23 protein-coding genes and 1 tRNA gene are annotated in these 26,020 nt (G+C 31.3%); 10 read left to right on the top strand and 14 right to left on the bottom strand.

The window, feature by feature from the left end; all coding sequences use genetic code 11:
* Window positions 1-195 precede the first annotated feature (195 nt).
* Both B3040_RS05255 and B3040_RS05250 read right to left on the bottom strand, forming a co-directional pair.
* The gene (locus B3040_RS05255) at window positions 196-2,478 is read right to left on the bottom strand and encodes a PAS domain-containing sensor histidine kinase (protein WP_291570918.1); all 2,283 of its coding nucleotides are present in this window, start codon (window positions 2,476-2,478) and stop codon (window positions 196-198) included.
* A 178-nt stretch (window positions 2,479-2,656) separates the two neighbouring features.
* Window positions 2,657-3,847 carry a metallophosphoesterase gene (locus B3040_RS05250; protein ID WP_291570916.1) on the bottom strand — a complete coding sequence of 397 codons (1,191 nt, stop codon included), beginning with the start codon at window positions 3,845-3,847 and terminating at the stop codon, window positions 2,657-2,659.
* Window positions 3,848-3,998: 151 nt separating this feature from the next.
* Between B3040_RS05250 and B3040_RS05245 the strand changes: the two genes are divergently transcribed.
* Window positions 3,999-4,295: a YciI family protein gene (locus tag B3040_RS05245; RefSeq protein ID WP_017414817.1), complete on the top strand. Its 297-nt coding sequence runs from the start codon at window positions 3,999-4,001 to the stop codon at window positions 4,293-4,295.
* A 242-nt stretch (window positions 4,296-4,537) separates the two neighbouring features.
* On the opposite strand, the gene B3040_RS05240 is transcribed toward B3040_RS05245, so the two are convergent.
* On the bottom strand, window positions 4,538-4,693 hold the full coding sequence (locus B3040_RS05240) for a hypothetical protein (RefSeq protein WP_157785680.1): 156 nt from the start codon (window positions 4,691-4,693) through the stop codon (window positions 4,538-4,540).
* A 355-nt stretch (window positions 4,694-5,048) separates the two neighbouring features.
* Complete coding sequence (locus tag B3040_RS05235; protein WP_291570910.1) at window positions 5,049-5,624, bottom strand: sigma-70 family RNA polymerase sigma factor; 576 nt, start codon at window positions 5,622-5,624, stop codon at window positions 5,049-5,051.
* 183 nt (window positions 5,625-5,807) lie between these two features.
* On the opposite strand from B3040_RS05235, the gene murC reads away from it, so the two are divergent.
* Both murC and B3040_RS05225 read left to right on the top strand, forming a co-directional pair.
* A complete protein-coding gene (gene murC / locus B3040_RS05230) occupies window positions 5,808-7,181 on the top strand; it encodes a UDP-N-acetylmuramate--L-alanine ligase (protein ID WP_291570908.1) in 1,374 nt (457 codons plus the stop codon).
* A 76-nt stretch (window positions 7,182-7,257) separates the two neighbouring features.
* A complete protein-coding gene (locus B3040_RS05225) occupies window positions 7,258-8,184 on the top strand; it encodes a PhzF family phenazine biosynthesis protein (protein ID WP_291570906.1) in 927 nt (308 codons plus the stop codon).
* A gap of 79 nt (window positions 8,185-8,263) precedes the next feature.
* On the opposite strand, the gene B3040_RS05220 is transcribed toward B3040_RS05225, so the two are convergent.
* Window positions 8,264-8,686 carry a hypothetical protein gene (locus B3040_RS05220; protein WP_017414822.1) on the bottom strand — a complete coding sequence of 141 codons (423 nt, stop codon included), beginning with the start codon at window positions 8,684-8,686 and terminating at the stop codon, window positions 8,264-8,266.
* Window positions 8,687-8,885: 199 nt separating this feature from the next.
* Window positions 8,886-9,263, bottom strand: a complete 378-nt coding sequence (locus B3040_RS05215) for a hypothetical protein (RefSeq protein ID WP_291570904.1) — start codon at window positions 9,261-9,263, stop codon at window positions 8,886-8,888.
* Between the two features lie 176 nt (window positions 9,264-9,439).
* Between B3040_RS05215 and B3040_RS05210 the strand changes: the two genes are divergently transcribed.
* The 3 genes from B3040_RS05210 (at window position 9,440) to B3040_RS05200 (ending at window position 11,189) form a co-directional block, all read left to right on the top strand.
* On the top strand, window positions 9,440-10,090 hold the full coding sequence (locus B3040_RS05210; RefSeq protein ID WP_291570902.1) for a glycosyltransferase: 651 nt from the start codon (window positions 9,440-9,442) through the stop codon (window positions 10,088-10,090).
* A 170-nt stretch (window positions 10,091-10,260) separates the two neighbouring features.
* Window positions 10,261-10,336: transfer RNA gene (locus B3040_RS05205), tRNA-Pro, on the top strand.
* A gap of 364 nt (window positions 10,337-10,700) precedes the next feature.
* The gene (locus B3040_RS05200) at window positions 10,701-11,189 is read left to right on the top strand and encodes a hypothetical protein (RefSeq protein WP_291570899.1); all 489 of its coding nucleotides are present in this window, start codon (window positions 10,701-10,703) and stop codon (window positions 11,187-11,189) included.
* Between the two features lie 266 nt (window positions 11,190-11,455).
* Here the strand turns inward: B3040_RS05200 and B3040_RS05195 are convergent, their stop codons facing one another.
* Window positions 11,456-11,869 carry a hypothetical protein gene (locus B3040_RS05195; RefSeq protein ID WP_291570897.1) on the bottom strand — a complete coding sequence of 138 codons (414 nt, stop codon included), beginning with the start codon at window positions 11,867-11,869 and terminating at the stop codon, window positions 11,456-11,458.
* 388 nt (window positions 11,870-12,257) lie between these two features.
* On the opposite strand from B3040_RS05195, the gene B3040_RS05190 reads away from it, so the two are divergent.
* The gene (locus B3040_RS05190) at window positions 12,258-13,607 is read left to right on the top strand and encodes a [Fe-Fe] hydrogenase large subunit C-terminal domain-containing protein (protein WP_291570895.1); all 1,350 of its coding nucleotides are present in this window, start codon (window positions 12,258-12,260) and stop codon (window positions 13,605-13,607) included.
* 159 nt (window positions 13,608-13,766) lie between these two features.
* Here B3040_RS05190 and B3040_RS05185 read toward each other — a convergent pair whose 3' ends face one another.
* A complete protein-coding gene (locus B3040_RS05185) occupies window positions 13,767-15,311 on the bottom strand; it encodes a methyl-accepting chemotaxis protein (protein WP_291570892.1) in 1,545 nt (514 codons plus the stop codon).
* A 181-nt stretch (window positions 15,312-15,492) separates the two neighbouring features.
* Between B3040_RS05185 and B3040_RS05180 the strand changes: the two genes are divergently transcribed.
* Together B3040_RS05180 and B3040_RS05175 are read left to right on the top strand one after the other, a co-directional pair.
* On the top strand, window positions 15,493-16,146 hold the full coding sequence (locus B3040_RS05180) for an HAD family hydrolase (RefSeq protein WP_291570889.1): 654 nt from the start codon (window positions 15,493-15,495) through the stop codon (window positions 16,144-16,146).
* 240 nt (window positions 16,147-16,386) lie between these two features.
* Window positions 16,387-16,830, top strand: a complete 444-nt coding sequence (locus B3040_RS05175) for a hypothetical protein (RefSeq protein ID WP_291570887.1) — start codon at window positions 16,387-16,389, stop codon at window positions 16,828-16,830.
* A 93-nt stretch (window positions 16,831-16,923) separates the two neighbouring features.
* Here the strand turns inward: B3040_RS05175 and B3040_RS05170 are convergent, their stop codons facing one another.
* From B3040_RS05170 to B3040_RS05160, 3 genes are all read right to left on the bottom strand, one after another.
* A complete protein-coding gene (locus B3040_RS05170; protein WP_291570885.1) occupies window positions 16,924-17,721 on the bottom strand; it encodes a hypothetical protein in 798 nt (265 codons plus the stop codon).
* On the bottom strand, window positions 17,721-18,644 hold the full coding sequence (locus B3040_RS05165) for an ABC transporter ATP-binding protein (RefSeq protein WP_291570884.1): 924 nt from the start codon (window positions 18,642-18,644) through the stop codon (window positions 17,721-17,723). Before B3040_RS05165 ends, B3040_RS05170 begins: the two co-directional genes overlap by 1 nt.
* A gap of 345 nt (window positions 18,645-18,989) precedes the next feature.
* Window positions 18,990-21,014 (bottom strand): methyl-accepting chemotaxis protein, encoded by a 2,025-nt coding sequence (locus B3040_RS05160; RefSeq protein ID WP_291570880.1) that lies wholly within the window; start codon window positions 21,012-21,014, stop codon window positions 18,990-18,992.
* 468 nt (window positions 21,015-21,482) lie between these two features.
* On the opposite strand from B3040_RS05160, the gene B3040_RS05155 reads away from it, so the two are divergent.
* The gene (locus B3040_RS05155; RefSeq protein ID WP_291570878.1) at window positions 21,483-22,859 is read left to right on the top strand and encodes an MATE family efflux transporter; all 1,377 of its coding nucleotides are present in this window, start codon (window positions 21,483-21,485) and stop codon (window positions 22,857-22,859) included.
* Window positions 22,860-23,000: 141 nt separating this feature from the next.
* On the opposite strand, the gene B3040_RS05150 is transcribed toward B3040_RS05155, so the two are convergent.
* The 3 genes from B3040_RS05150 to B3040_RS05140 form a co-directional block, all read right to left on the bottom strand.
* Window positions 23,001-24,053, bottom strand: coding sequence for an LCP family protein (locus B3040_RS05150; protein WP_291570876.1), 1,053 nt, complete (start codon window positions 24,051-24,053; stop codon window positions 23,001-23,003).
* A gap of 443 nt (window positions 24,054-24,496) precedes the next feature.
* Window positions 24,497-25,228 (bottom strand): DUF2812 domain-containing protein, encoded by a 732-nt coding sequence (locus B3040_RS05145; protein ID WP_291570873.1) that lies wholly within the window; start codon window positions 25,226-25,228, stop codon window positions 24,497-24,499.
* Window positions 25,229-25,245: 17 nt separating this feature from the next.
* Window positions 25,246-25,566: a PadR family transcriptional regulator gene (locus tag B3040_RS05140; RefSeq protein WP_291570871.1), complete on the bottom strand. Its 321-nt coding sequence runs from the start codon at window positions 25,564-25,566 to the stop codon at window positions 25,246-25,248.
* Window positions 25,567-26,020 lie beyond the last annotated feature (454 nt).

Below are 26,020 nucleotides of genomic sequence, written 5' to 3'. Positions count from 1 at the left end.
ATAGAATATATATTAGTTCCCATGCTATTAGTATCACATTAAGTATTAATAGATAACAAAAACCAAGTCTTCAACAGCTGATAGACTTGGTTTCCTTATTGGACACACAAATAAATTTACATTTTAAATTGCATATCCTTACATTATTATATGCTCAAGTATAAATTTTGTTTATACTAATATAGTGACCGAAAATTAACATCTAATATCTATACCATAAATATCAGAAAACTCTATTCTTATTCTTTCAACTCTTGAATTACATACTAATTGACTATTGCAAGCTACATCTTCATCTTCGGGTACTACATTATCCGGTAGAATTATAATAAATTCTGTTCCCTTTTCTAACTCACTTTTCACTTCAATAGTTCCACCATGTAATTCTACAAAAGATTTAACTAAGGACAATCCTATACCACTACCTTCACTGATTTTAGTTAGCCTATTATTCACCTGTTTAAACCTTTCAAACACATCTTGGAGCTTATCTTGTGGTATTCCAATTCCAGTATCCTTTACAGATATTTGTACTTTATCCCTGGAAGTTTCCACTTGAACTTCAATCTTTCCATTTGGAGTATTGAACTTAATAGCATTAGATAGTAGATTTAATATTATTCTTTCCATCTTATCTAAATCAAAAGCAATTACTTTCTCTTCACAGTCCGTATCAAAGATAACTTCTATGCCTTTCTCCTGAGCAAATCCTGCTACAGACCCACAAATCCCCTCAACGTAATTCACTATATCATAATTTTCAGGACAATAGTCTACATGACCTGCATCCATTTTAGTGGTATCGATAAGATTGCTTATTAGTCTTAACAGTCTAAAACTATTTTGTTTTATAATCTTTATATAGTTTTTAAAACTTCTCAGGTTTTCATTTTTTTCATTTCCCAAGTTAAACTCTAGCATTTGTAAAGAACTAAATATTAAATTAAGAGGTGTTCTAAATTCATGAGATAGGTTTGCAAAAAATTCTGTTCTTAATCTCTCAATTTCTCTTTCTGCTTCCTTAATAGTTGTAATATCCTGGGATATCCCTAGTACTCTAGGCTTATCCTCTACACCGGTACTCTCTACCCAAAAGGTTCTTGTCCATATCCATTTTATCTTTCCATCTGCGCTGATTATTCTGTAAGTCTTATCTATTTCCTTTTCACCTTTTGCCTCATTAATTATATGTCTATCTTCTGGATGAATTACTGAGTAGTAATCCCAACTATTTTTATATAAATCCTGACAACTTCTACCAAAAATCTTTTCATACCCTGGACTTACATAAGTAATTTTCTCTCCTTCTCTTATATAGAATACTCCATCAATATTTTCTGCTAGTTGCCTAAACTTTTCTTCACTGTCCATAAGTTTTTTTTCAAATAAATTTCTTTGAGTTATATCCCTAGAAATTCCTAGTATCCCAACTATATTATTATTCTCATCATAAAAGGGACTTTTTATAGTTTCGTACTGTCTTACACTGCCATCTATTAAAGTTAAAGTTTCTTCATAAACCTTAGACTTTCCTGCTTTAATTACTTCTCTATCTTGTGATAAAATCTCTTCAACCTGCTTAGAGTCTTCAATCAAATCTCTATCGGTTTTTCCTACTAACTCCTTCTCTTGTTTACCAAAAAACTCTCTTAAAATTTCTTCATTTAACCCTGAGTAAACTCCATTGATATCTTTATAAAATACAAAGTCAGGTATTGAGTTAATTAAAGTCTTAAAAAACTTATCCTTGTTATTTATTTCAGTTTTAAATTTCTTTCCCTCATCAATATTCATGGAAAACCCAATTGTCCCCATAAAGTTTTTATTTTCATCGTAAACTGCGGTTTTATAGGTTTTATACCACATTTCCTTAAAATAATATTCATAGACACATTGATCTCCTTGACTTTTTACTACCTCATTATCTTCTCTATAGAATTGCACTGCTCTTTCTCTGTCCCAAAGCTCAAAATCTGTTCTTCCTCGAACTTTATTTAGTGAGAACTCACTATCCTTTTCATAATGATTATTTACAAGAATATATCGGCCATTTTTATCCTTTGCCCAAGCTGAAAAAGGTAAGTTATTTACTAATGCTTTTATAAATGGTTCTTCTCTATGAACTTCTACAAGCTGAACTATAAATTTATCATTTTCATAATGGGTAATGTGGATTTGAAACCAACTATTAAGCTTGTCTAAAAATACTTCAACTGTTTTACCCCTGTCAGCCGCTTGTACTTCGCTAAAAAATTCTATCCAAGAAAAGCTATTTCCGATAAAAGTTGAAAAAACTTCTCTTATTGTTCTTCCAATAACTTCTTCCTTCAGCTTCATTGTATTTTTAAAGGCTTCATTTGCATCTAATATAATAAAATCTATAATATTTTCCCTATTATCTTCCCTTATCACTTTGCCATAGAAATAAGCAAAGGGGGATTTTCTTACAACATCCCTATAAAAATTCTCACTATTCATAAATATCACCCCGTGTTTACATTTTATGCAAAATTTAGAGATTATTCAACAAATATCTTAGTAATATTTTCTTGTAAAATGTGGAAAGCACAGGATTTAACTCCTGTGCTCTTAAAACTCCTTATAACCTATCTCTTTCAATACTTTATTAACCTGTAAAAAACATTAATCCCATTTATTAGTTAGACCCTTTATCCACCAGCTCCATATTGCTAGTGAGATTTATTTGAACAATTTCAGATCTGCTACCTATTCTTATAGGTGGTCCCCAAGTTCCATACCCTGAAGATACTATCACATTAAAATCTTCCTTTTTATCATAACCATAAACCAAATCATAGCCTCTATTAGTAAAAAAGTTATATGGTATAAACTGCCCCCTGTGTGTATGTCCTGACACTTGTAAATCTATCCTTTCATTTTGAGCTTCTTTAAGGCTAGCATTCATCGGATTATGATCAATTACTATTACCGGTTTAGTTTTATCTAAATCCTTGGTAATATCTTTTAGACTTTTTCTATTTCCACCCATTCTTTTAATGGCTACGTCTTCCCTTCCAACCACATAAAAACTATCATTAATCAGTTTAAAGTCGTCCTTAAGTACAGTAACTCCTACCTCCTCTAAGGACTTCGTTAGTTGGGGCACTTTGCTACCTAGATCATGATTACCAAAGGAAAAATAAGTTCCATATTGGCTATTAAGTTTTCCTAATTCTTTGGCCATTTGATTTTCTAGGAAAGGCTTTATGGAGCTATCAATTAAGTCTCCAGCAATAAGAACAATGTCTGGGTTCATCTCATTGACTTCCCCAACTAAATTTTTTAATCTTTTTACATCCATATAATCGCCAAGATGTATGTCAGATATTAATGCGATTTTCAAATTATCTTCTCTTAAGGTTTTGTTTACCTTAACATCGTAGGCTTTAACGTAAGAACTCCTACCACTCCAAGTACCATAAATTAAAATTGTACCAATGGCCACTGATAAAAATATAGTTACATAGAAACTAAAATTGCTATAAGCAGCGCTATCTTTAGGTAGAAAGGAGTATCTTTTATTCGCAAGCCTTATCATATCAATTATTGGAAACACTAACATTAGATAAGATAAAATTGCTACATAATAAATCCCCACATATAACATTGGCGTTGAGAGAAAACCTGGAAGATAATCTCCCGCAACTTGGTTTACAACATAAGCTAGAGCAACTACCCAAAATATAATCCAAAAAATTCTATTATTAAGTGTGTATCTATGCTGTATTCTCTCCATGACTCTTCTACCTATATAGTAGTTTCCAATGGCATAAACTGAAGTGGCAATCAAAACAAAGAAAAAAATTCTAAAATCAAAATTCCTCATAAACAAACCCCTTCCGTAGACCAACTTTATATATGTTCATATTGAATATATGTTTAATATTTCCACAGGGAGTTTTCATATTCATATTTTCTGAGATTTTCACGAAATCTTTTTAGGTATATAATAGGAGATGTTGAAAGGAAGTGAGTTTATGCAATTTTTAGTTACTGGTTATGATGGAAAAGATGAAAAAGCTATTGAAAGAAGACTTGCATATCGTGATGAGCATTTAGCCCTTGCAGCTTCAATGGCTAAGGAGAACAAGTTTTTATGTGCAGCTGCTCTTGTTGATGAAAAGGATCAAATGATTGGTTCTGTGCTTATGGTGGATTTCCCTTCTAGAAAAGAGTTAGACAACTGGCTTGCCATAGAACCTTATATCAAAGGAAATGTATGGGAAAGTGTTGATGTTAAACCTTGCAAGGTTTCTCCTATATTTATGAAGTAAAAAATACACCTCAAAATAGCTTTTCATTTTGGGGTGTATTTTTTATAGGTTTTTTATTAATCATAAAAAACAAAAAAAGAGCAGCTATTCATCCTTAGCTACCCTTTAGAGTATATAATAAATTATAGGGACTTCACTTAATTAACAAAAGGTTTAATTAAATTTCAAAAGATAATTATCTTCTTTTAATAGTAATTAAATCGCCTTTTAAAACTATAAATCAAAACAAGCCTGCTCTTTACTTAGATTAGAATATCTTCAAATTGCCATCCTAAATATTCAACATCCATTCCATCTATTCTTTCATCTAATTCATTAATTGCTTTTCTGTCATCTCTTTTCTTAAGTTTGAATTGCCATGTTACATATTGATATTCAATATTTGTTAACATTTTCACACTCTCCTCTATAATTATACCACTAAAGTCTAAGCTTTAGTGGATTATTTCCTAAAACAACTTGTGGCTAAAAATTCCCGCAGGTTAATATCCTATGATTAAGAATACAGCCCATAGATCATGGCATCAGTGTTTTTTTCATAGCAAATAATACTCCTGATAGGATAATAACCTTTTGACTATTAATTTTATTAACAAAATCAATATTTAATAAAAAATATTTTTCACTTGCTCTTTGTTTATATTTTAACACACTTATTTCAAAAAGTGAAGGGTTTTTGTTAATTTTCTCAATATTGGAACTTTTTCATCTAATTAACCTTATATCCTATAAAATTATTCTATAGTTTCAATCCTAACAAGTTATATTTCTATGGTTTAAAGCTTCCTTTAAAAGCCTAATAGCTTGTCCTTTTCTTTTTGTTACAATTCTATAGTTTATATTTTTTTCCTCTGAATACTTTTTTAGAGTGCCTTCATTTTTGATGTAATGATAATCTATAATATCCCTTAACTCCACGGGTAACTCATTTATGCACTGCTGAACTATTTTTTTAATTTCCTTTTTTATATATTCCCCCTCGATATTTTCTTCTGACTTTATGATATCTACTAACTGCACCTCATCTTCTATATAATAATCTAAACTGCTAACATAATTTTCCCTTGCTTTACCCCTTATTAAATAATTGAAGTTTTTTTGTATTGCAAAGCTCACATAAGCTGTAAAATTTCCCTTTTGGAAATCATACTTGTTTACTGCATTCATTACTGACATATACCCAATTTGAATTAAATCCTCCTTGTCATAACCATTAATATAAACACTATTACCATGTTTAATAATAAGCCCCTTATATTTCATCATTAATTCCTCTAAGGCCATTTTATCCCCTTCTTTTGCTCTAATGATTAACTCCTCATAATACATATTCTCTTCCCCCTCATATAGTATCAATAGTTATATATGCTTAAACAGAAAAGTTTCACAAAAATAAATAAAACTTTTAGAATTTTTTCGATTTTTATATTTTTAATTTTCGTAGTGTCCTTTTTAAAGATTTTTGTATATAATTTAAAGATGAGCTATTTTTTATTATAAGGAGCTGTTATCATGTCTTTCGATTTTTTAAAGGATACAAATAAAAAAGTTCACTTCATTGGAATTGGTGGAATTAGCATGAGTGGATTGGCAGAAATACTACTTAAGAATGGTTATAAAGTGTCGGGATCGGACATGAAGGATTCTTCCATAGTAGATAAACTTAGAAATAAAGGTGCGGAAATATACATTGGTCATCATAGTGACAACATAAAGGATGTGGACTTAGTAGTTTACACCGCTGCTGTTCATCCTGATAACGTTGAGTTTATAAAAGCGGAACAACTAAATATTCCTATGATGGATAGAGCAGAATTTTTAGGGAAAATCATGCTTGGCCATAAATACGGCATAGCTGTATCTGGAACTCACGGTAAAACCACTACTACTTCCATGGTTTCACATATTGTGCTAGAAGAAGATGTGGATCCAACTATTCTTGTAGGTGGAGAACTTGATGTAATAAATGGAAATGTTCTTGCTGGTAGCAGTGAATACTTTGTTACTGAGGCTTGTGAGTATAAGGGATCTTTCTTGAAATTTTACCCTTATATTGGAATAATTCTTAATATAGATGCAGACCACCTGGATTATTATAGAGACTTAGCCCACATTAAAGATACCTTTAAACAGTTTGTAGATATAATCCCTAAAGATGGTTATATGGTTGCGAATGCAGATGATACTGATGTATTAGATGTGGTGGAAAATGCTAAGTGTAATGTACTGACTTATGGAATAAATAATGGTGAATTTAGAGCTAAGAATATATTTTACAACACTCTTGGCTGTGCATCCTTTGATGCCTATAAGAGTGATGAAAAATTGTTTAGTGTAGAACTGAACGTTCCTGGAGAGCACAATGTACTTAACTCTCTTTCAGCAATTTGCTGCGCCCTTGCCCTGAATTTTTCTAAAGAATCTATTACTAGAGGATTATCTAACTTCAAAGGAACTCACAGAAGATTTGAGCTTAAAGGGGTTAAAAATGGAATTAATGTTATTGATGACTATGCACATCACCCAACTGAAATTCTAGCTACTCTAAAAGCTGCACAAAACTATCCTCATAATAGAATTTTTGGGGTATTTCAACCTCATACTTATACTAGAACTATAACCTTATTCAAAGATTTTGTAGAATGCTTTCACGGTGTTGATGAGTTAATCCTAGCTGATATATATGCTGCTCGAGAAAAGGATACTGGGATTGTTAGTTCTATAACTCTTGGAGATGCTATTAGAGCTAACGGAGTTAAAGCTCTTAACTTCCATAGCTTTGAAGAAATAGTCTCTTACTTAAAAGAAAATCTAAGAGAAGGAGATTTACTTCTTACTATTGGTGCTGGGGATGTAAATAAAGTAGGAGAAATGTATCTAAAGTAAATATCTAGCTAAAATAATAATATATTTAACTAGCCTAGGCTAATATTTTTAAAATATAATCATGGGAGAGATACGGATGAAAAAAGAAGTTTATTTAGTTAATGCCTTTACCTATAATGACAGAGGTGGAAATGGTGCTGGTGTAGTACCTGATGCTAAGGGGCTATCTACAGAAATGATGCAAGCTATTGCAAAGGAAGTTGGTCTTTCAGAAACTGCTTTTGTAACTAAAGCTGCAGGCAATGAGAATTATGATTTTGAAGTAAAGTTCTTCACCCCTACTACAGAGGTGGATTTATGCGGTCATGCAACTATTGCAGCTTTTAGCACTCTAGGTCAACTAGGCATGATTAAAGGTTCTAATGAAATTATTAAGCTAAAACAAAAGACTTTAGCTGGAATTCTAGACGTAGAACTAGCTTTTGAAAACAATAAGCTACAAAACGTGCTTATGACTCAAGCTACTCCAAAATTTTTATTTTCTCTTTCAGTACAGGACTTAGAGCGACTTTGTGAGATTATGGGAATCTCTATAAATGATATAGGTGTTGGAGTTACTGGATATATGGCAAGGCCAATGGCTGTGTCTACTGGTCTTAGTGATTTAATTCTTCCAGTTAAAACTTTAGATGCCCTTAAAAGTATAACTCCTGATTTTAAAGCTCTTGCTGATTATAGCAATGATAAAAATTTAATTGGGGTTCACGCTTTTACCTTTAAAACTGAAAACAGCAACTCCACTGTTTCTACAAGAAACTTTGGTCCTGCAGTTGGTATAGATGAAGAAAGTGCCACTGGAACTGCTAATGGAGCTCTTGCTGCTTATTTAATCAAAAATAAGCTTTATCCTTTTACCGATGACACAACCATAGTATGTGAGCAAGGATACTACATGGGAAATCCTAGTGAAGTTATTGCTAAGGTTCAAGGTGAAATGGATGACTTCATCATTAAAGTTGGGGGAAAAGCTACAATACTAGATAAAAAAGAATTTAATTTATAATTCCTTAGCATAAAAAATAGTAAGCTTAAAAATAAGCTTACTATTTTTTATTTAAGTATTTTATTATGATCTATGTATTTTAATATCTTCCAAATACATTTTTAACCTTTTCGATGTCCTGTTCTTCTAGAAAATTGTACGCTACTCTATACTCCCTAATACCTACTCTAAACTTAATACCTTTCATTGTAAAACGCACATCACTTATATCATTAAACTTGAACATTTTTCCCTTAGTTGAAAAATTGTTGTTAAGCTCAAATCTATCTTTATGTATAATAAGATAATTTATGTCCTCAATAATTCTTACTTTTTTAATCATTGTATATGACATAAATAAAGCTACTATAGATAAAACTGCAAACAATCTTCCATAAAAAATGCTGCCTCTTACAAATAATCCAATGGCTGTTATTATAATAGATATGGTCATAAGTAAGCTTATAGCCAGCTGTCTTCTAGTGTATTTTTTAGTTAATGTATTAAACTTGAATTCTTTCATACTAAGATTCATTCCTCCTGCAAAATTTGCTCTCAATAATGGCTATTATAACAGAAATTTTAACTCTTTGTATAGGATATTATGTTTAACGGTCAAATAAAATCTTAAATGCTTAATAAGTTTATTGAATTCATAGATTTTGAGTGGAAAATTAACTTATATTTGAAAAGTCTAGGAGAACTTACCTTCCATAATATTGTTAAATCTTATCATAGGATAAAGGACAGTTAGTATCTACAAATAACATATCCACAGAATACTCCTTAAGCAAAACTTTAATGTGACACTTGCCGTAATCTATTTCAAAATTACTCATAGTTGAATGAGCACCCTCATCACTTAAAAAGTGAATTGTTCCTATATTGTTATTTTCCTCCTTAGAAATTCTTATCATTAAGCTATTAACATTGCTATACTGTATTCTAGAAGCTATAACCTGTGGCATGTTATCCATACAAAGATTTACTGTTCTATTTTCTATAGGGATGATTAAATCTAAATCTTCTTCTCTATCCTTAAATATCTTCACCGGAAAATCACTGATTAAATTTAAATTATACTTATTAAACTCCTTCATAATTTCACCTCAAAATTTATATTTATTAATATAACCTTTATTATTAAAATATATCATAAATTATATAATAAGATACATATATTTCCAAGCTATAATTTATTTGATATTAATGAATAAAGACATTTTGTTTTTGAAAATACTATACTAGTACTACAAAGTAAAAGGAGTGAAATACAATGAAAAAGTTTATCCTAAATTTATCATTAACTTTATTTTTTCTGATATCATTAATACCATCACTTCCTGCTTATGCTAGTGAATACTTCCACCCAATAAATGATTTAAATTGCAGAAAAGTAACTAACTTCAAGTTAGCTAATTATAAACTGTGGGATGATCATGTTACTTGGACAAGAAATTATATTATTAGTAATTTATCTAATCTAGAAAATAAGGATGAAACTTTGCAACGACTATTACAAAATCAAGACGCTATTGGTAATTCCTTTGGAGCCTTTTATGGAAGTGATAACGGGAAAAAGTTATCCCAACTTTTTAGAGAACATATTTCCATAGCTGGGCAAGTTGTTGACGCAGCTAAGGCTGGAAATACATCAGATTTAGAAAAATATAATTCCTTATGGTTTAAAAATGCTGACGATATTGCAGAGCTTTTAGTTAGCTTAAACCCCAACTATTCAAAAAATACAATAAAAGAAATGCTTCATAGACATCTCCAATTAGTGACTGATCAAGCTATAGCGGAACTAAACAAGGATTGGAAAAAGTCTATAGCTGCTTATGATGATGGAGAAATTCATATGCTAAAGTTTTCTGATATAATTACAGATGGAATAATAAAACAATTTCCGGAGAAGTTTAAGTAGTTATTAAATTTGGCTACAGCATACTCTATATATCTAGACAGTATGTTGTAGCCTTTTCATTCTTTTACATATAAGAAAAGTTTTTCACCACATTTTTAAATATATTCAACATGTTTTTGATAAAAGTCATTGACATTATAGTTTGTATATACTATAATAATTTTTGTCAGCGGGGTGTAGCGCAGATGGGAGCGCGCGTGGTTTGGGACCATGAGGTCGCAGGTTCAATCCCTGTCACCCCGACCAAAAGAGAGTTACAATTGTAGCTCTCTTTTTTTTATTTTATCCATGAATTTTTGTTTTCTTCTTTAAAATCCACTCTAGTTTATCTGATTTTATTTTTTCATATTATTATCATATAACTGAAAATATTTGACACAAATTGTTTGATAACTAAATATTATGTATTAATAGGAATTAAAACTATTATATATTTTAGCTTTCTAGATTTTATGGTGTAGACAATCAATAGATGAACTATAATAATTTGCTATTTTATTCTAGCATTGTCTTTCCAATGAATTTCTTTAGCCCTTACCATCCGCATAGAATACTGTAATTTATATATGTTAATGGTAAAATTAAAATTAATTTGGAGGGAAAAATAATTATGCCTTGTTCAAACACAGCAACAATTAATTATCAAGGATCAACCTATGCTTTTACCCTAGATAAAACCGGAACTAGATGGTGCTACACTGTAGTTGTTACTGGTTTACCTGGCCCTACCGCCCCTGGCTTAAGCCACTTTATTCTAGAGCTTTGTGATAGAATTACTGAAAATCCTTTAGGTGATTTTGTTATTAGTAATATTGCAGTAAGTATCAATGGTGAACCTCAAACTCCAAACTATGAAATTAAACTTCATACAATTGATGACGGTTCTGGCAGACAAGTTTATGGAATTAAATTTGATAATGGTGTAGATAAAGGTCAAACTGGAGTATTTTGCTTTGATATCACCCCAGATGTTCAGCCTGTTGCTGGCGACTTAGTTGTTAAGGGTGGAAATAATCCTGAACTTCTTAGTCCAAATGCAATTTGTACTCCAAGCTGCAACACAACACCACCTGGAAGAGGCTTATATTGTAATGTTTAAGCTTTATACTAAATAGCTTCATAAACAATTTTGGAAGCATCTATTTGTAAAAGCTTTAAATTGCTTAAGATATAGGGTTATAAATTAGAACTTAAACTCATTTATTATGCTCAAATCTAAGAGAGTCAGAGTAAGTTAATTTATAAATTAACTTCTTACCCTGACTCTATATTAATATTCAATAGGAACATATCTAGTTTTATTTTTCTATACTATTCCTCATAATTCTCCTAACAGCTTAATATACTGATTAATTAAGGAGTTGCCTAGTTAAGATTAATATGTAGCAATATAAAAATTATTGCTGCTATAGCTCCTATTACATGATATTGAGTAAAATTACTTTTCTTATTTTTATAAGAAAATTTGTTTATTATACCTAGAAATATAACAAATGATAGAGCTATTGCTGCCAAGAATCCACTAAAGCTAAAACCCACATTACTATACATTATAAAAACATGAATTATCCCTGCTAAGAGTGCACCAATGCCACAGAGCCCATGATTTTTTTCTAGAACTTTCATAAATCTTTTGGTATTATCAATTAGTTTTCTATTTCCTCTTTTAGATAAGCCTCTTATAACCCTATAATAAAATATATGAACTATGAACTTTAAAAAGCAAGTACAACTAAGTATAATGCAGATTATTCCCCAAAACTTTCCTAAAGTTATCAATTGTAGTCTCCCCCCTTATAAATATGTTTTTATATATGTATATTATTTTCACGTCTTAAGTTATGCACATAATTTCCTCTTCTGTACAAATTAACAAAATTCCTATTGAAGTGTTTAACAAGGTTTGGAAAGGGTAATTGTCCCATCCTCTTCAGGTTGAATTCTTGTGCCAGAAATTAAACTTTTGGTATAAGTCAAATCTACTTCTAAAGTCATTGAATAAAATGAACTTGTTCATTTTTTAAAGGTATAAAACTACTCTTGCTTTGGTAAAATAAATGATGTTATAATTTAACAATAATTCAGAATTATTTGTCATGTTTTTTTAGAACTTTTACAGTTCTACGCCATGCTTATAATAAATAAATTATTTTAGGATGTGTTATGTGTGAAAGAACAATATAGTGAACTATTCCAATGCATTATAAAAGCTTATTATAATGGTAGATTTGAGGAAAAAGTAAATGAACTATTACAAGAAGAAAATATAGATAAACAACATTTAGCTGCAGTTATTTCTAGTCTTTGTGGTGTAGGGGTAAGTCTTAGTGATAATTACATAGAAGAGTTAAAAGAAGCTATAAGAGTATATGAACTTAACCATAAAGTAGTAAATAAAGTAAAAAAATGTGGCATGGACTGCAAAGTAGATAAAGATGGAAAAACTCGTTGCCAGGAGTCTTGCCCTTTTGATGCAATTTTAGTTGATGAAGTAGAAAATACTACCTATATTAGCAGTGAAAAATGTACTGACTGTGGTTTTTGTGTAGAGGGATGTCCTACAGGTAGTATCCTTGATAGAGTTGAATTTATTCCTCTTGTGAATTTGCTTCAAGGCAATGCCCCAGTGGTTGCAGCAGTGGCTCCTGCTATAATGGGTCAATTTGGTGATGAGGTTACTATTAATCAATTAAGAACAGCCTTTAAAACCATGGGCTTTACAGATATGGTAGAAGTAGCTTTTTTTGCTGATATGCTAACTTTAAAGGAAGCTATAGAGTTTGATGCCCATGTTAAAACAAAGGATGATTTCATGATAACTTCCTGTTGCTGTCCTATGTGGGTAGCTATGCTTAAAAGAGTTTATGAAGATTTAGTTAAGCATGTGTCACCATCAGTTTCTCCAATGATTGCTGCCGGAAGGGTTTTAAAGCATTTGAATCCTACAGTTAAAGTTGTATTCATAGGTCCTTGTGTAGCTAAAAAGGCTGAAATCAAGGAGCCCGATCTCCTAGGAGATATTGACTTTGTGCTAACTTTTGCAGAGCTTAAGGAAATCTTTGATGCTTTAGAAATTTCTCCTTTTGCTCTTCCTGAAACTGAATCTGTTGAGTATGCTTCTCGTGGTGGAAGGCTTTATGCTCGTACAGGTGGAGTTTCAATTGCCATTGCTGAGTGTGTTGAAAGAATGTTCCCTGAGAAGTATGAACTAGTAAACTCAGTGCAGGGTAATGGAGTTAAAGAATGTAAGGAAATGCTAAACAATCTTCAAAAAGGAATTATGACTGGAAACTTTATCGAAGGCATGGGCTGTGTTGGAGGCTGTGTCGGTGGACCAAAAGCAATAATTCCTAGAGACAAAGGGAAGGAACGAGTAGATGATTTTGCAGAAAACTCTGCTATAAAAGTTGCTTATGATAGTGCAGTGATGAATGCTATGTTAGATAAATTAGGCATCTTTACCATAGATGATTATAAAAATCATACAAAAACTGAAATTTTTCATAGAGACTTTTAACTGGAGAATTTTAATAAGCCTAGCCAAAGAACTATTTCAGTAATAACTGAAAATATATCTTTAACCTAGTAATTTTATGAATAAAAAACCAATTACCACATTATTAAGCATTTCAATGTGGTAATTGGTTTTTTGCTCTTTAAGATTGTTTATGGAAATTTATTCTTGCACTACTACAAGTAACTCATTAGCCATGCCATCTACCTCAGTTACAGAAGCTGCAACAGTTTGTATTGCTGCAACTTGTTCTTCTACAGAAGCAGTTATTTCTTGCATTTGAGCTGTACCTTCCTTTGATAATTCATCTATATTTTTTATTATTTCAACAATAGTAGTTGAATACTCATTTACTCTTTTGTTTGAAGTTGCTATATTGTTTAGTTTTAAATAAACTTCCTCACTAACTTCCGCTGTATCCTCAAACATTTTTCCTGATCTTTTTACCATTTCAAGGCCTTTGTCCATTTTACTGATATTACTTTCTGTAGCTTCTATGGCTTTATTGGTATCAGCTAGTACCTGATCAATTAATTGTGATATGCTCTTTGCTGCTTCTGAGGACTTTTCTGCTAAGTTTCTAACCTCATCCGCTACCACTGCAAAACCTTTCCCCATCTCCCCTGCTCTAGCAGCCTCTATTGCTGCATTAAGGGCAAGTAGATTTGTTTGACTAGAAATATCACTAATAACTTGAGATATCTCACTTACCTCTGCTGAACGTTCTCCTAATCTTTTAATTAAAAGTCTACTTTCCTCAAAATCCTTTTGAATATTCTTCATTTCTTCTACAGTTCCTTGGATTTCTCTCACACTGATTTTAGAGGATTCTATAGCATTCTTCCCTTCTTCATTGGCAAGCTCTGATTCGGTGCTTATATTCTTCAAATCCTTAGAAATACTATCAATAGTGACAGTTGCATTTTCAATGTAACTTATTGTGTTTTCAAAGGTCATCGAAGTCCTTCCCGCATTATCTGCTATAACCTCATTAGCTATGGTAGCTTCCTCAGCCATAATCTTTAAGCTATCTGCTGATTCACTTAAAGTTCCTGATACACTTTTAACTTTTTCTAAAATCTTTGTTATTTTATTAAGAAGTATGCCCTGTTCCTCTGCTCCAATAAGTCCATCCATAAGATTTTTTGATCTATGGACTATTTTTAAGGTAGCATAGGTAATAACTAAGAAACCGATAAAGTTCGATGCTGAAGAAACAACCCAAGCCTTTATCACAGTTCTATCCTTGAAAAATCCACTATTTATTAAATCGCCTTGAACCAAGTAATCTACTCCAGTATAAACAATTACTGAGAGTAAAAAAGTCACCTTTACAAATCTCTTATCAAAATATAAAGAGGATAAAATAATTGGGAATGATAATACAATATAAGCATTCCATTTAAAGGGTTTATAAATTGCAGCCACACCTATAATGCAACAAAGCATTGCAATATATTTAAACCAAGGCTTGTGGCTTAACTTAAGTTTGCTTAATATAAAACTAATGTTAAATGCCCCAAAAGCTACAAGCAATGGCACTTTAGCTACCTCCATCTCAATCGGAAATACTCTAAAGTAAATTAGCCCAAAAGTGATTGGCATAATTACAAAAGCAGTAATAAAAAGTATAAATGCTACTTGCTTATTGACTTCATATTCATTCTTTATTAAATAATCTTTCTTCTCCATAACAAAATCCTGCAAATGCAGTTCCCCCCTTTTTGTTTATTCATAGCAATTATACCATAATATACTATTTTTTTCATTATTTTTACAAGATTCGCAATTATAATAAAGATATTATTTTGTAAAAAATGTATGAGGATATTATTTCATCTTTAACTTATAGGATATTTCTGTTATACTACCTCTCAGAGGTGATACTATGATGAAAAATATTAAAGCTGCAATTTTTGATATGGATGGAACAATTGTAGATTCTATGTGGGTTTGGGAACAAATTGATTTTGAGTACCTAGCTAAACATAACATAAAGGCGTCCCCTTTGTTAAAGCACGATATCGCACATTTAAGCTTTGATGAAGTTGCAGTATATTTTAAAAATATCTTCAACTTACCTTATACCACAGAAGAAATAAAAAAACATTGGAATGAAATGGCCTTTGATAAATATACCACTAGTGTTAAACTAAAACCCGGAGTTAGATCTTTTTTAAAAGTTCTTAAGGCCAAAGGAATAAAGATCGCTCTTGCTACTAGTAACAATACCTTGCTTCTAGAAGCTTGCTTAAAGGCTAATGGCGTGTACGAATACTTTGATTCTATTACTTTAACTGATGAAGTTTCAAGGGGTAAGGATTTTCCTGATGTGTATCTCTTAGCCGCTGAAAAACTTAAGGTTAATCCTAGGGAATGTATAGTTTTTGAAGATATCTTGCCTGCGATAAAGGGAGCTAAAGCTGCTGGAATGACCGTAGTTGGAGTATATGATGAGCATTCTAAGGATACCCATGAAGACATGAAAATTCTCGCAGACAGATTTATTAATGAATACAATGAAATAAATTCAGCTGTGTAAACACTCTACTTTAGAGTGTTTTTCTTTTTATTAATATGATTACTAATAGTTATTAGTTTTTTAGAAATTAATAATATCTTTGAAATAGGCTTTGCTCATAGATATTCTACCTTAGAATTTTTAACCTAATACAAACAAACTCCAACTTTTTATTATTTATATATTACTTTATAAAATTGTTCAATATTTGCTCAGTGTAAGAATAGTATATTAATAATAGTACTTTATGGAGGTTGAACCTTGACTACTTTTTTTATTTACCTTTTGATATTTGCTTGTATAGGACTTGGAGTTTTTAACTATTTAAACATACAAAAGCTGAACACTCAGCAACTTAAACTTAGAGTATTAGCAAAACAAAACAAAGATTTAACTGCTCAAGTTAATACTCTAAATAGGCCTGTAGACAACTTAAAGATATTCTATCACCCACTAAATTATCTTCATGGCGAAATAACTAATAGAACCTCATTATACCTAAGTCCAATATATAATAGCCCTGTGCTAAGAATAGTTCATAGCGGTGTTAAGCTAGAGATTTTAGATCTTTGTGAAAGCTTTGATACTCTTTGGTATGAAGTTAAAATCATATGTGATGAAACTGTTAATCTCAAAGGCTTTATTAAAAAGGAATTCGTTAAAGAATTGGAAACTGTGGAAACTGGTTTAATGTATAAAAACTAAGAACCGCCAAGCTAATAGCCCCACTAAACAAGGCTGTGCCAAAGTAATTAATTGACACAGCCCTCTACTTTATGCTGTTATTCTCACCCTTAGTTAGTATTGACCTAATAACCCCTTTTTCTTTGCTATTTTAGTACATTGATTAAAAATAAATACTCCTATTAAGAAATAAACAAGAGAGTTCCCAATTATTAATCCATAATCCCCCAAAGATATATCTGTAAGACTGTCATTGCCAAGAGTTATGGCATAAACTTTTTCTATAGTTGGTCTAAAAGGTAGCACTATTGATAATATTGATCCCGCCCCATCTGTTCCTATCATAACCAAACTTATTAAGAAGTATTGTACTAAATTCAATAAGGACTGAACCTTTTTAAATATAAGGGCTAACCCTGCAAGGACCAAGGAAACTCCTAACATACTAAAGATTCCTAAAAATATTACTATTAATATTGGAAGTAGGTCTATGTTAAGCCAATAATTTGTGGTTGCCATAATGCTAAACAGCACTATAAAGGAAATTATCAAATTCACCAATAAGCTTGCAAGGCTTCTTACCACTAATATATTATGTAGTCCTAAACTAGACATACTTATTTGTTCTAAGGTTCCCTTGCTAGCATCATTTATTACTCCATAAGCAGTATCTGAATAAGCCGATACCATCACAGTCCATAAAAAGTACCCTATAACAAAACCCTCTAAGGTCTGGCCTAAATCAACGGGTGCTACCTTCATACTTGTACCAAATAACTTCATTCCAAAAAACATAGCAATGAATAAGGCATAAAAGGTCATTATTTCTGACAGAGTATTAAATTTATATCTCATCATCTCTTTTACGGATTTTTCAAAAGATACCTTAAACACATAAAATAACTTCCTCATTATTTTTTACCTCCGCTAATAAGATTTAAATAGACTCTTTCAAAGTTAACTTCTTTTTGCTTTATTTCCTTTACCATTATTTCCTTTGCCTTTAAAGCATCAATGATATTATAAATTTCCTTCGAATCGAATATATCTATTTCAAGAAGGGAATCATCATTGGTAAAATAAAATTCATACCCTAAATTACGTAAGTAATTCTTACGTTCCTGTGAAATTGGCTCTACTAAAACAAACTCGTAGGTCATACTTCTACACATCTCTAAAAGGTTTGTCATGGTATCTTGTGCTACCAGCTTTCCTTTGTTAATAACAACTACATCTGTACAAACATCTTGTACTAAGCTCATATCATGGGTACTTAAGAGTACAGTTTTATTCATATCTTTAGCTATATCTCTTAAAACTTCTTTTATATCCATAAAGCTTTCAATATCTAACCCTAAGGTTGGCTCGTCCAAAAGAATAATATCTGTGTTACAAATCAGGGTCATAGCTATAGCAGTTTTTTGCTGCATTCCTCTAGATAGATTATTAACCACCACATCCTTCTTAGCTGTAAGGTTAAATTTTTCTAGTAGCTCATCTATATTTTTTTCTACAGCTTTTCCACCTACCCCTCTTATTCCTGCAAAATAACGTAAGTTTTCTCTTGGAGTTAATCTCCAATAAAGATTTCTAGTACCTTCAAACATTGCTGATATTTTATTTATAGATTTTTTATTATCTTGTCCCTCTAACTTAATTTCACCCTTATCTGGAATTAACAAATTACAAATACTTTTTATTGTAGTAGTTTTTCCTGAACCATTTGGTCCCAGTATTGCACAAATATGACCCTTTTCCACTGAAAAAGAAATATCATCTACTGCTGTAATATTCCCATACTTTTTTACTAAACTATTAACCTCTATTGCTTTCAACCCAATCCCCCCAGTATAATTTACATAACTTTTTTAGTTATAAAAAACTACTTCAGCATTAAATTATTACTCCCACGAAATAGCTTATTAATATAAATACAAAAGTTTACTTTCCCCTTATTATTCAATTTTAGCATTTTAATACATATAATCAATATATTTACTTATTATATATCTTATTACATACAACTTGAATATATAAATTCTTTTTGTACTTTAAATAAGTCTATTTACGTGTTCATTTACACTTTAATAAAACCTTTTTACTAAAATATAATCTTTATCTATAGATTTAGTAAAAAAGAGTATAACTTACGTATAGTAAAGTCATACTCTTTTTATCTTTTATGATTTTGTAACTTGAAACTTAGCCATTTCCGCATTTAATTGCTCTGCTGTGCCTGTAAGTTCTTCTGCTGTTAAAGAAACATTTTGTATTGCACTGATCTGTTCATGCATTGATGCTGTTACTTCTTCAGAAGAAGCTGCTGCTTGCTCTGTTATTGCAGATATATTTTGCATAGATTCTACTATAGACTCCTTGTCCTCATTAATCATATTAATAGATTCACTTAGCTGCTTTATAGAATCTGCTATAGTTTCTGTAGACTTATATATATACTCGAAAGAAGTATTAACCTTGTCTACAGATAAGGTTTGTGCCTCTGACATTTCTTTTACTTCCTTCATTTTACTTACAGTATTATTGCTTTGGTTTTGTATATCAACTATTATACTATTAATTTCTTTAGCTGCATTATTTGAGCCATCAGCAAGTTTTCTAATTTCCTCAGCTACCACAGCAAAACCTCTTCCAGCTTCTCCTGCTCTAGCAGCTTCAATTGAAGCATTTAATGCTAATAAATTCGTTTGCTGAGCAATTGAAGCTATGGTATTTATAATATTAGATATTTCCTTACTTCTATCATTTAGCTCAACTATTGCATCTTCGATATTGCTTATAGAAGCTTCATTTAATTTATTATTTCCAATTAACTCTTCTACTACTTGTACAGCATCCTTGTTTATATTTATTACATCTTCAGTAGAATCCATCATAGCATTAGTATTATACTGTAGATTGTTAAGTTTTTCCGATAGAGTTAATGTAAGATTTGCAACCTTTTCAGTTTCTAAAGCTTCTTGAGATGCTCCTATGGCAATCTCTTCAACTGCATTGGTTACGCTTTGAGCTGAGGCGGAAGTCTCTTCTGCTACACTTGCAAGACTGCTTGCAGATGTGCCTAAGTTTTTTGATATATCCTGAATTTTATATATCAGGTTGCTTACTTCATCAAGCATTTTATTAAAACCTTCCCCCAACTCTCCTATCTCATCTTTACTTTTTATATTACATCTTGCTGTAAAATCCCCTTCTTTCATCTTAGTTATAGATAATAAAAGAGAATTAATAGGTTTAGTTATTCTACTGGCAAACATTACAGAAATAATCATAGCAGCAATAAGTGAAATCATTCCTATTACTAAAGTATTATATAGCATTTTACTTGTTTCTCTAGTTATCTCGTCAGTGTATGTAGTTGCAATTATTGTCCATCCTAAATCTTTAACTTTATTATAGGTAGCAATTTTCCTAACCAATCCAGTCTCTTCCTGTGAATCGTATTCTTTATAGCCTTCTTGATTATTTTTTATAGCCTCTTCAACATCTTTCTGCTCAAAGGGTTTGCCTATAAGTTCTTGGTTCTTATTCGTCATAACATTAAGGCTATTATCTAAAAGAACTACATAACCCTTTTCTCCAACCTTTATATCATTTATGTTGTTAGATAGAGCTTCTAGACTTATATCAATTCCAACCACACCTAAAAACTCATCATTATTAAAAGTGTTATATACGGGAATTCCCACAGAAACTACTAACTTGCCTGAAGATGCTGCCTTGTAAGGCTCTGTCCATATTACAGCATTCTTCTCAACAGCCTGCTTATACCAAGGTCTAGCAGTTGGATCATAATCATCAGCCATCTTCTTTTCTGGATATCTATAAAATTTCTTATCTGTTGTACCCAAATAAATAGCTTCAACCTCTTTATGAGACTCTGAATAGGCCTTAAAAGTTTTCATCATCAGTTCAATGTTATTTGGATTTACTTTAATCTGCTGAATGTTACTATCCTTGCTCATTTGTAAGGCAGAATTATCATATTGGTTTTTATAGTATAAAATTGATTGCTGCACTTGTTCTACTGCTTCCATATTTGCACTTTTTAAAGTTTCCTCCATTATAGCACTAGACTTTAAAAATGAAGTAACTCCTAATATTGCAAGTGGCAATAGTATAAGTACTGTAATCACTGATATAAGCTTGAATTTTAGCCCACCTCTTTTAACCTTAATCCCTTTCACTTTTTATCCCTCCCTATTTCCAATTGAATATATCTATCGACATTTTACTTTAATATTTTACACTATTTTTACATTTTTTCAAGTTATTATTTTTACATTAATATTATTACATAAAAACCTTTATATTGTAAACTTGTTTATTTTATTATGAAAACCTGTCCCCAACTTGTATTCCTTCTTCGCCTGTATAAATTAGTGAAGCTATATTTTTGTGAAAACTATATTATAACAAAGATAAAAGTCTTTCTCTAAGCACAAGGTTAATATAATTTTATAAATTATATCTGTCTTCAAATTATTTTATTTCATCCTAAACTTTCTATAACCCAGTTAATTTGCCACTTCCAAGATATTTAAATAGGTGTATCCTAGCTTTCAGTGTTGTATTAGGTATCAACCAGTATTAAAATAAGTATTATAGAATAGATTGTGAAAATTCACAAAATAAATATGAGGAGGGGAGCTCTTATGACCTCTCAAAAGCGCAATATGGATATGAGTAGTGGACCTCTGCTTAGTAAGATGTTGATATTCGCTTTGCCTATTATGGCAATGAATATGTTGCAATTGCTCTTCAATGCCGCAGATATGATAGTTGTAGGTCGCTTTTCTGGCAGCCATGCTTTAGCTGCAGTTGGAGCAACAGGTTCTCTTATTAATCTTATTGTCACTTTATTTATGGGTTTATCTGTTGGTACAAATGTTATCGTGGCCCAAGATTTAGGTGCTGATAAACAGTTGGAGGTAAGTCAGTCTGTTCATACTTCTATTGCTATAAGTATCATTGGCGGTATCATTGTGACGTTGGTAGGTCTTATCTTTTGTAGACCCCTACTTAGTCTCATGGGTACCCCTGCAGATATCTTTGATCTATCAGTACTATATATGAAAATCTTTTTTATTGGTATGCCTGCCAGCATGGTATACAACTTTGGTGCAGCTATACTACGAGCTGTAGGTGATAGTCGTCGTCCTATGAACTATCTCATCATTGCTGGTATTGTGAATGTGGTATTAAACTTGTTCTTTGTAATTGTTTTGCACATGAGTGTTGATGGCGTTGCCTGGGCAACAGTGATTTCCCAATATGTTTCAGTGTCTCTTATTATGTTATGTTTACTAAAAAGTGATGGAGCCATCCGTTTCATTCCTCGTAAGCTACGAATTAATCCTGAGAAACTGAAGGCTATTTTGAAAATTGGTTTACCTGCAGGCCTACAGAGTATGTTGTTCTCTATTTCCAATGTACTTATCCAATCAGCAGTGAATTCCTTTGGTTCCACCATGGTGGCAGCAAGTTCCGCCGCCAGCAATGTAGAAGGCTTTATTGGTACTACAATGAATGCTTATTACAATGCTGCTCTTTCCTTTAGCGGACAGAACATGGGGGCAAAGAAATACCATAGACTTGATACTATTGCAAAGGTATCCGCTATATTTATTTTTGCAACTTGGATCCTTTTAGGTAGCATTACCTTAATTTTCGGCAGATCACTGCTTGGCTTATATACTGACAGTCCTGAGGTTATTGATCTAGGAATGCTACGAATGAAAGTTATGATGGTTGCATACTTTACTTGTGGTACAATGAACGTATTCCCTGGAATAACTCGTGGCATGGGCTATTCAATACTTCCTATGCTTTGCACCCTTGTAGGTGCCTGTCTTATGAGAATTCTTTGGCTGGCTACTATATTTGCTTGGCACCCTACTATGGTTACACTTTTTATATGCTATCCTGTAACCTGGGGCTTAGCAGGTCTTGGTCAAGTAGGAGTGTTCTTCTACGCACGGCGTGAGGTTAGAAAAAAGGCTATGTTAGAAGTTGGAGCTTTGCAGATCTAAAGCTTTAACTGAATTATATTTTCTTACACATAAGTGGTAAATAGTGAAGCTCTGTGAAGATAGTAAAATCCTTTTAAAAATAAAATAGTGTATATAAAAGTATGCAAAATACCTTTATATGCACTATTTTTATATTATTTGCTATTTCTCCTTACTAGCTAGTTCCCCATCAGTGAAAATTTCTTTCAATTTACTACTTTCCTGATCATCATAAAAGAAATAGGATTTGAGATTTTCATACCCCGCTTCTCCTGGAATTGTATGGTATCCTATTTTTTCTTTTTCCATCTTAGCTAGACTCATAGAATATTTCATTATATCAGCAGCATTTAAATCTGTTTCAATATACTTTGGAAGCATCGTTAAAATACCTGGGATTTTTGTTATTATGGATGGACTTTGAACCTTATCTATTACAGTATTAAAAAATCCCTGCATATGTTTAATTCTATCTAAATCTCCATTTAAGTATCCTGTGTCATCATTATTTTTTCTCCATCTAATGAAGTCCTCAGCCTGCTTACCATCAAGTAGTTGTGGTTTATCACTTTTACTAAGGTTTATATGGAGGTTTTGAACTTTGTCATCGTAGAACATATCCCTATCGACAACCACCTCTATACCACCTAAGGCATCTATAAACTTTCTAAAAGCTATAGTATCAACCTTTACATAATGGTCAATCTTAATGTTTAATAGCTCTTCAACTGTTTCTACAGCTAAAGGGACTTTCCCAAGAAAATGAGCATCGTTAATTTTCTTAGTACTTCCATTGATTTCAACTTTAGTATCCCTTGGAATTGATATGACATCATATTTCTTTTCTTTATGGTTATAATGAACTACCATCATTGTGTCAGTTCTTCTTGGATCTTTTTTGTTGTTTTCATCGCCATCTCCATTGTCTACCCCTACCACTAAGAAATTAGTGGATTTATTTATTTCATCTTCTTTGCTCTTCTTGCTGACATCTCCACTATTTTGTTTTTCGCCAATGGAACTCTCTTCCTTCAAAGCAACTGAGTTATTGCTAAAGCTTTGCAAATATACATATATCCCTGTGGTAAGCACTGCTAAAATAATACCTAAAACTAGTACTGTTTTAAAAAATATATCTTTCCCTCTCTTATTCCCCTTTATATTTCCTTGGTTTTCTTGTTTCTCTAAACACTGGTTTTTATCTTTACGATCCATCTCTCCACCCCTGATCTTAAAATTGATTTATCTAAGCCTTTTCCTTATTGAAATTAACTATGAAAAGCCTTGAAATAAAAATTATAAAATATACACTAACAAGCCTATCTACCTCTTTTAGATAAGCTCCCTAATTACTATTTAAATTTCATTTTTTTATTTATAATATTTATTCTCTTCTACCTCCTCTAATAATTAGACGATCAACGTGGACAAAAGGTTCCATATTATAAAAAGTTTATTGTTTATTCATATATACCCACCAACGGCTTCAACTTATACTTAAAGTCAAAAAAGAGGATATCAATTTAATTCGATATCCTCCTTTAAACTTCTGTCACAGATTATTTAATTAATGCCTACTACATACATAGCTATTACTATTGCAGCTATTTTTCATATTAATCTCCGCAATGACTTCAAAATAAAATTTACCCTTATCTTTATATTTTCAAAGACCTTTTGTATTTTTTATATTCTCTTATGCCTAAACTAACATACCCTATACCTAAAATCAGCCAAAATCCTCCCCATCCTTGTTTATCTTGTAAATCTGCTATTCCTACAACTAATATCCCAAGACCTGAAAATAGGTATATCTTCCACATGCTCTTACTACTTATTAATTCACTATTACATTTGCCATATTTTTTCATTTGCTTAATTCTAGAACTATAGGCTATATAAGGCATGAAGCTAAAAATAAATATAACAAAATCAATTACTAATAATAACTCAAGAATTATAGATATAGGTCTTATAAACATAAAAGAAAGGACTAATAAAGCTATTAATACTACGCCTATTATGGAAAATACAATTGATCCCTTTTTCATTTGGTTTTTCATTTTTATATATTTATCTATTTCTGTTTTACTGTCACTATAAATAGGCTTAGTACCCTCTTGTGCTGAAAAAATATACATTTGATTTTCTACAGAAACCACAGGAGTCCAGCCCGCTTCTCTAAAAATAGCAAAATACTCTTCATTTGCTTCATTTTGATAATCTAAACTGTACACTATATTTTGAGGCTCAGCTTTTCTTAGTTTATAGAAAAATCCTCCTACTATCTTATCTAGTATCCAGCCTTCCTTTGCATATTTTCTAAGCTTTTCTAAATCGCTCTCTTCGCTGAAGGCAAGTCCTCCAATCATTACATATTTATTCTTCATAAAAATACCCCCTTTTTCTACCCTAAAAAATTCTCTGCAAATTTAACCATTTGCTTTTTTCTTTCAATTTCTTTTTTTAGCATTTCTGTACCCTTGTCTGTAATTTTGTATACTTTTTTACTTTCATCAGTGTCGGCACTTAATTCCACTAACTCCGCTGCTAAAAGTTTTTTTAACGTGGTGTAAAGTGATGCAGGGCCAATACTAACCTCATTATTAGTAAACTTTTCAATAGTTTTCATAATTAGATAGCCATGCTTTTCTTCAATAACACTAGATAAAATGTAAAAAGCTGAATCTGTTAATTCCCCAATATCAATTGAATCTTTTCTTGGCATAAAATTCTCCTTAATCTTTTTATATCATTAAATGATATATCCTTAAATATAATATATCATTTAATGATATATTTGTCAATTGCTTGCATACTTGTCTTATTATTATAATTAAAGATTTTTTACAAAGATTTATTTATTTTTATAGGTTAAAAAACATTCATATGATACTTTGGTTTTTTACAGAAAGTTTATCTATAAATTCAATCTACATTGAATTTATATGAGTTTTTAAATCCAAAGTAATTTCATCCAGGTATTTGTATCCCCTAGAGTCACTTTATAGCAATTTACCTCCACCCCTTTGTTCCCTTGCATTTATTACTAACTTTTTTCATGTTATAAATTTATAAAAACTAAATTCAATACTTACCTATACCTAATCCTGTCTTAGTTTTCTTAAAACTTTTTGAGGATGAAGAAAATATTTTTTTCCCGTGGAAGGCTTTACAGCTGA

The sequence above is a fragment of the Clostridium sp. UBA4548 genome, from assembly GCF_002387895.1.
Lineage (GTDB): Bacteria > Bacillota > Clostridia > Clostridiales > Clostridiaceae > Clostridium_J.
Note: the sequence above shows the minus strand (reverse complement) of the source record. Positions and strands in the feature narration are given on the sequence as shown.

Bases quoted from the DNA above. Each gene is read 5' to 3' on its own strand.
- B3040_RS05255 (WP_291570918.1), bottom strand. From the start codon at position 2,478: ATGAATAGTGAGAATTTTTATAGGGATGTTGTAAGAAAATCCCCCTTT.
- B3040_RS05250 (WP_291570916.1), bottom strand. From the start codon at position 3,847: ATGAGGAATTTTGATTTTAGAATTTTTTTCTTTGTTTTGATTGCCACT.
- B3040_RS05245 (WP_017414817.1), top strand. From the start codon at position 3,999: ATGCAATTTTTAGTTACTGGTTATGATGGAAAAGATGAAAAAGCTATT.
- B3040_RS05235 (WP_291570910.1), bottom strand. From the start codon at position 5,624: ATGTATTATGAGGAGTTAATCATTAGAGCAAAAGAAGGGGATAAAATG.
- murC (WP_291570908.1), top strand. From the start codon at position 5,808: ATGTCTTTCGATTTTTTAAAGGATACAAATAAAAAAGTTCACTTCATT.
- B3040_RS05225 (WP_291570906.1), top strand. From the start codon at position 7,258: ATGAAAAAAGAAGTTTATTTAGTTAATGCCTTTACCTATAATGACAGA.
- B3040_RS05220 (WP_017414822.1), bottom strand. From the start codon at position 8,686: ATGAAAGAATTCAAGTTTAATACATTAACTAAAAAATACACTAGAAGA.
- B3040_RS05215 (WP_291570904.1), bottom strand. From the start codon at position 9,263: ATGAAGGAGTTTAATAAGTATAATTTAAATTTAATCAGTGATTTTCCG.
- B3040_RS05210 (WP_291570902.1), top strand. From the start codon at position 9,440: ATGAAAAAGTTTATCCTAAATTTATCATTAACTTTATTTTTTCTGATA.
- B3040_RS05200 (WP_291570899.1), top strand. From the start codon at position 10,701: ATGCCTTGTTCAAACACAGCAACAATTAATTATCAAGGATCAACCTAT.
- B3040_RS05180 (WP_291570889.1), top strand. From the start codon at position 15,493: ATGATGAAAAATATTAAAGCTGCAATTTTTGATATGGATGGAACAATT.
- B3040_RS05170 (WP_291570885.1), bottom strand. From the start codon at position 17,721: ATGAGGAAGTTATTTTATGTGTTTAAGGTATCTTTTGAAAAATCCGTA.
- B3040_RS05155 (WP_291570878.1), top strand. From the start codon at position 21,483: ATGACCTCTCAAAAGCGCAATATGGATATGAGTAGTGGACCTCTGCTT.
- B3040_RS05150 (WP_291570876.1), bottom strand. From the start codon at position 24,053: ATGGATCGTAAAGATAAAAACCAGTGTTTAGAGAAACAAGAAAACCAA.
- B3040_RS05145 (WP_291570873.1), bottom strand. From the start codon at position 25,228: ATGAAGAATAAATATGTAATGATTGGAGGACTTGCCTTCAGCGAAGAG.
- B3040_RS05140 (WP_291570871.1), bottom strand. From the start codon at position 25,566: ATGCCAAGAAAAGATTCAATTGATATTGGGGAATTAACAGATTCAGCT.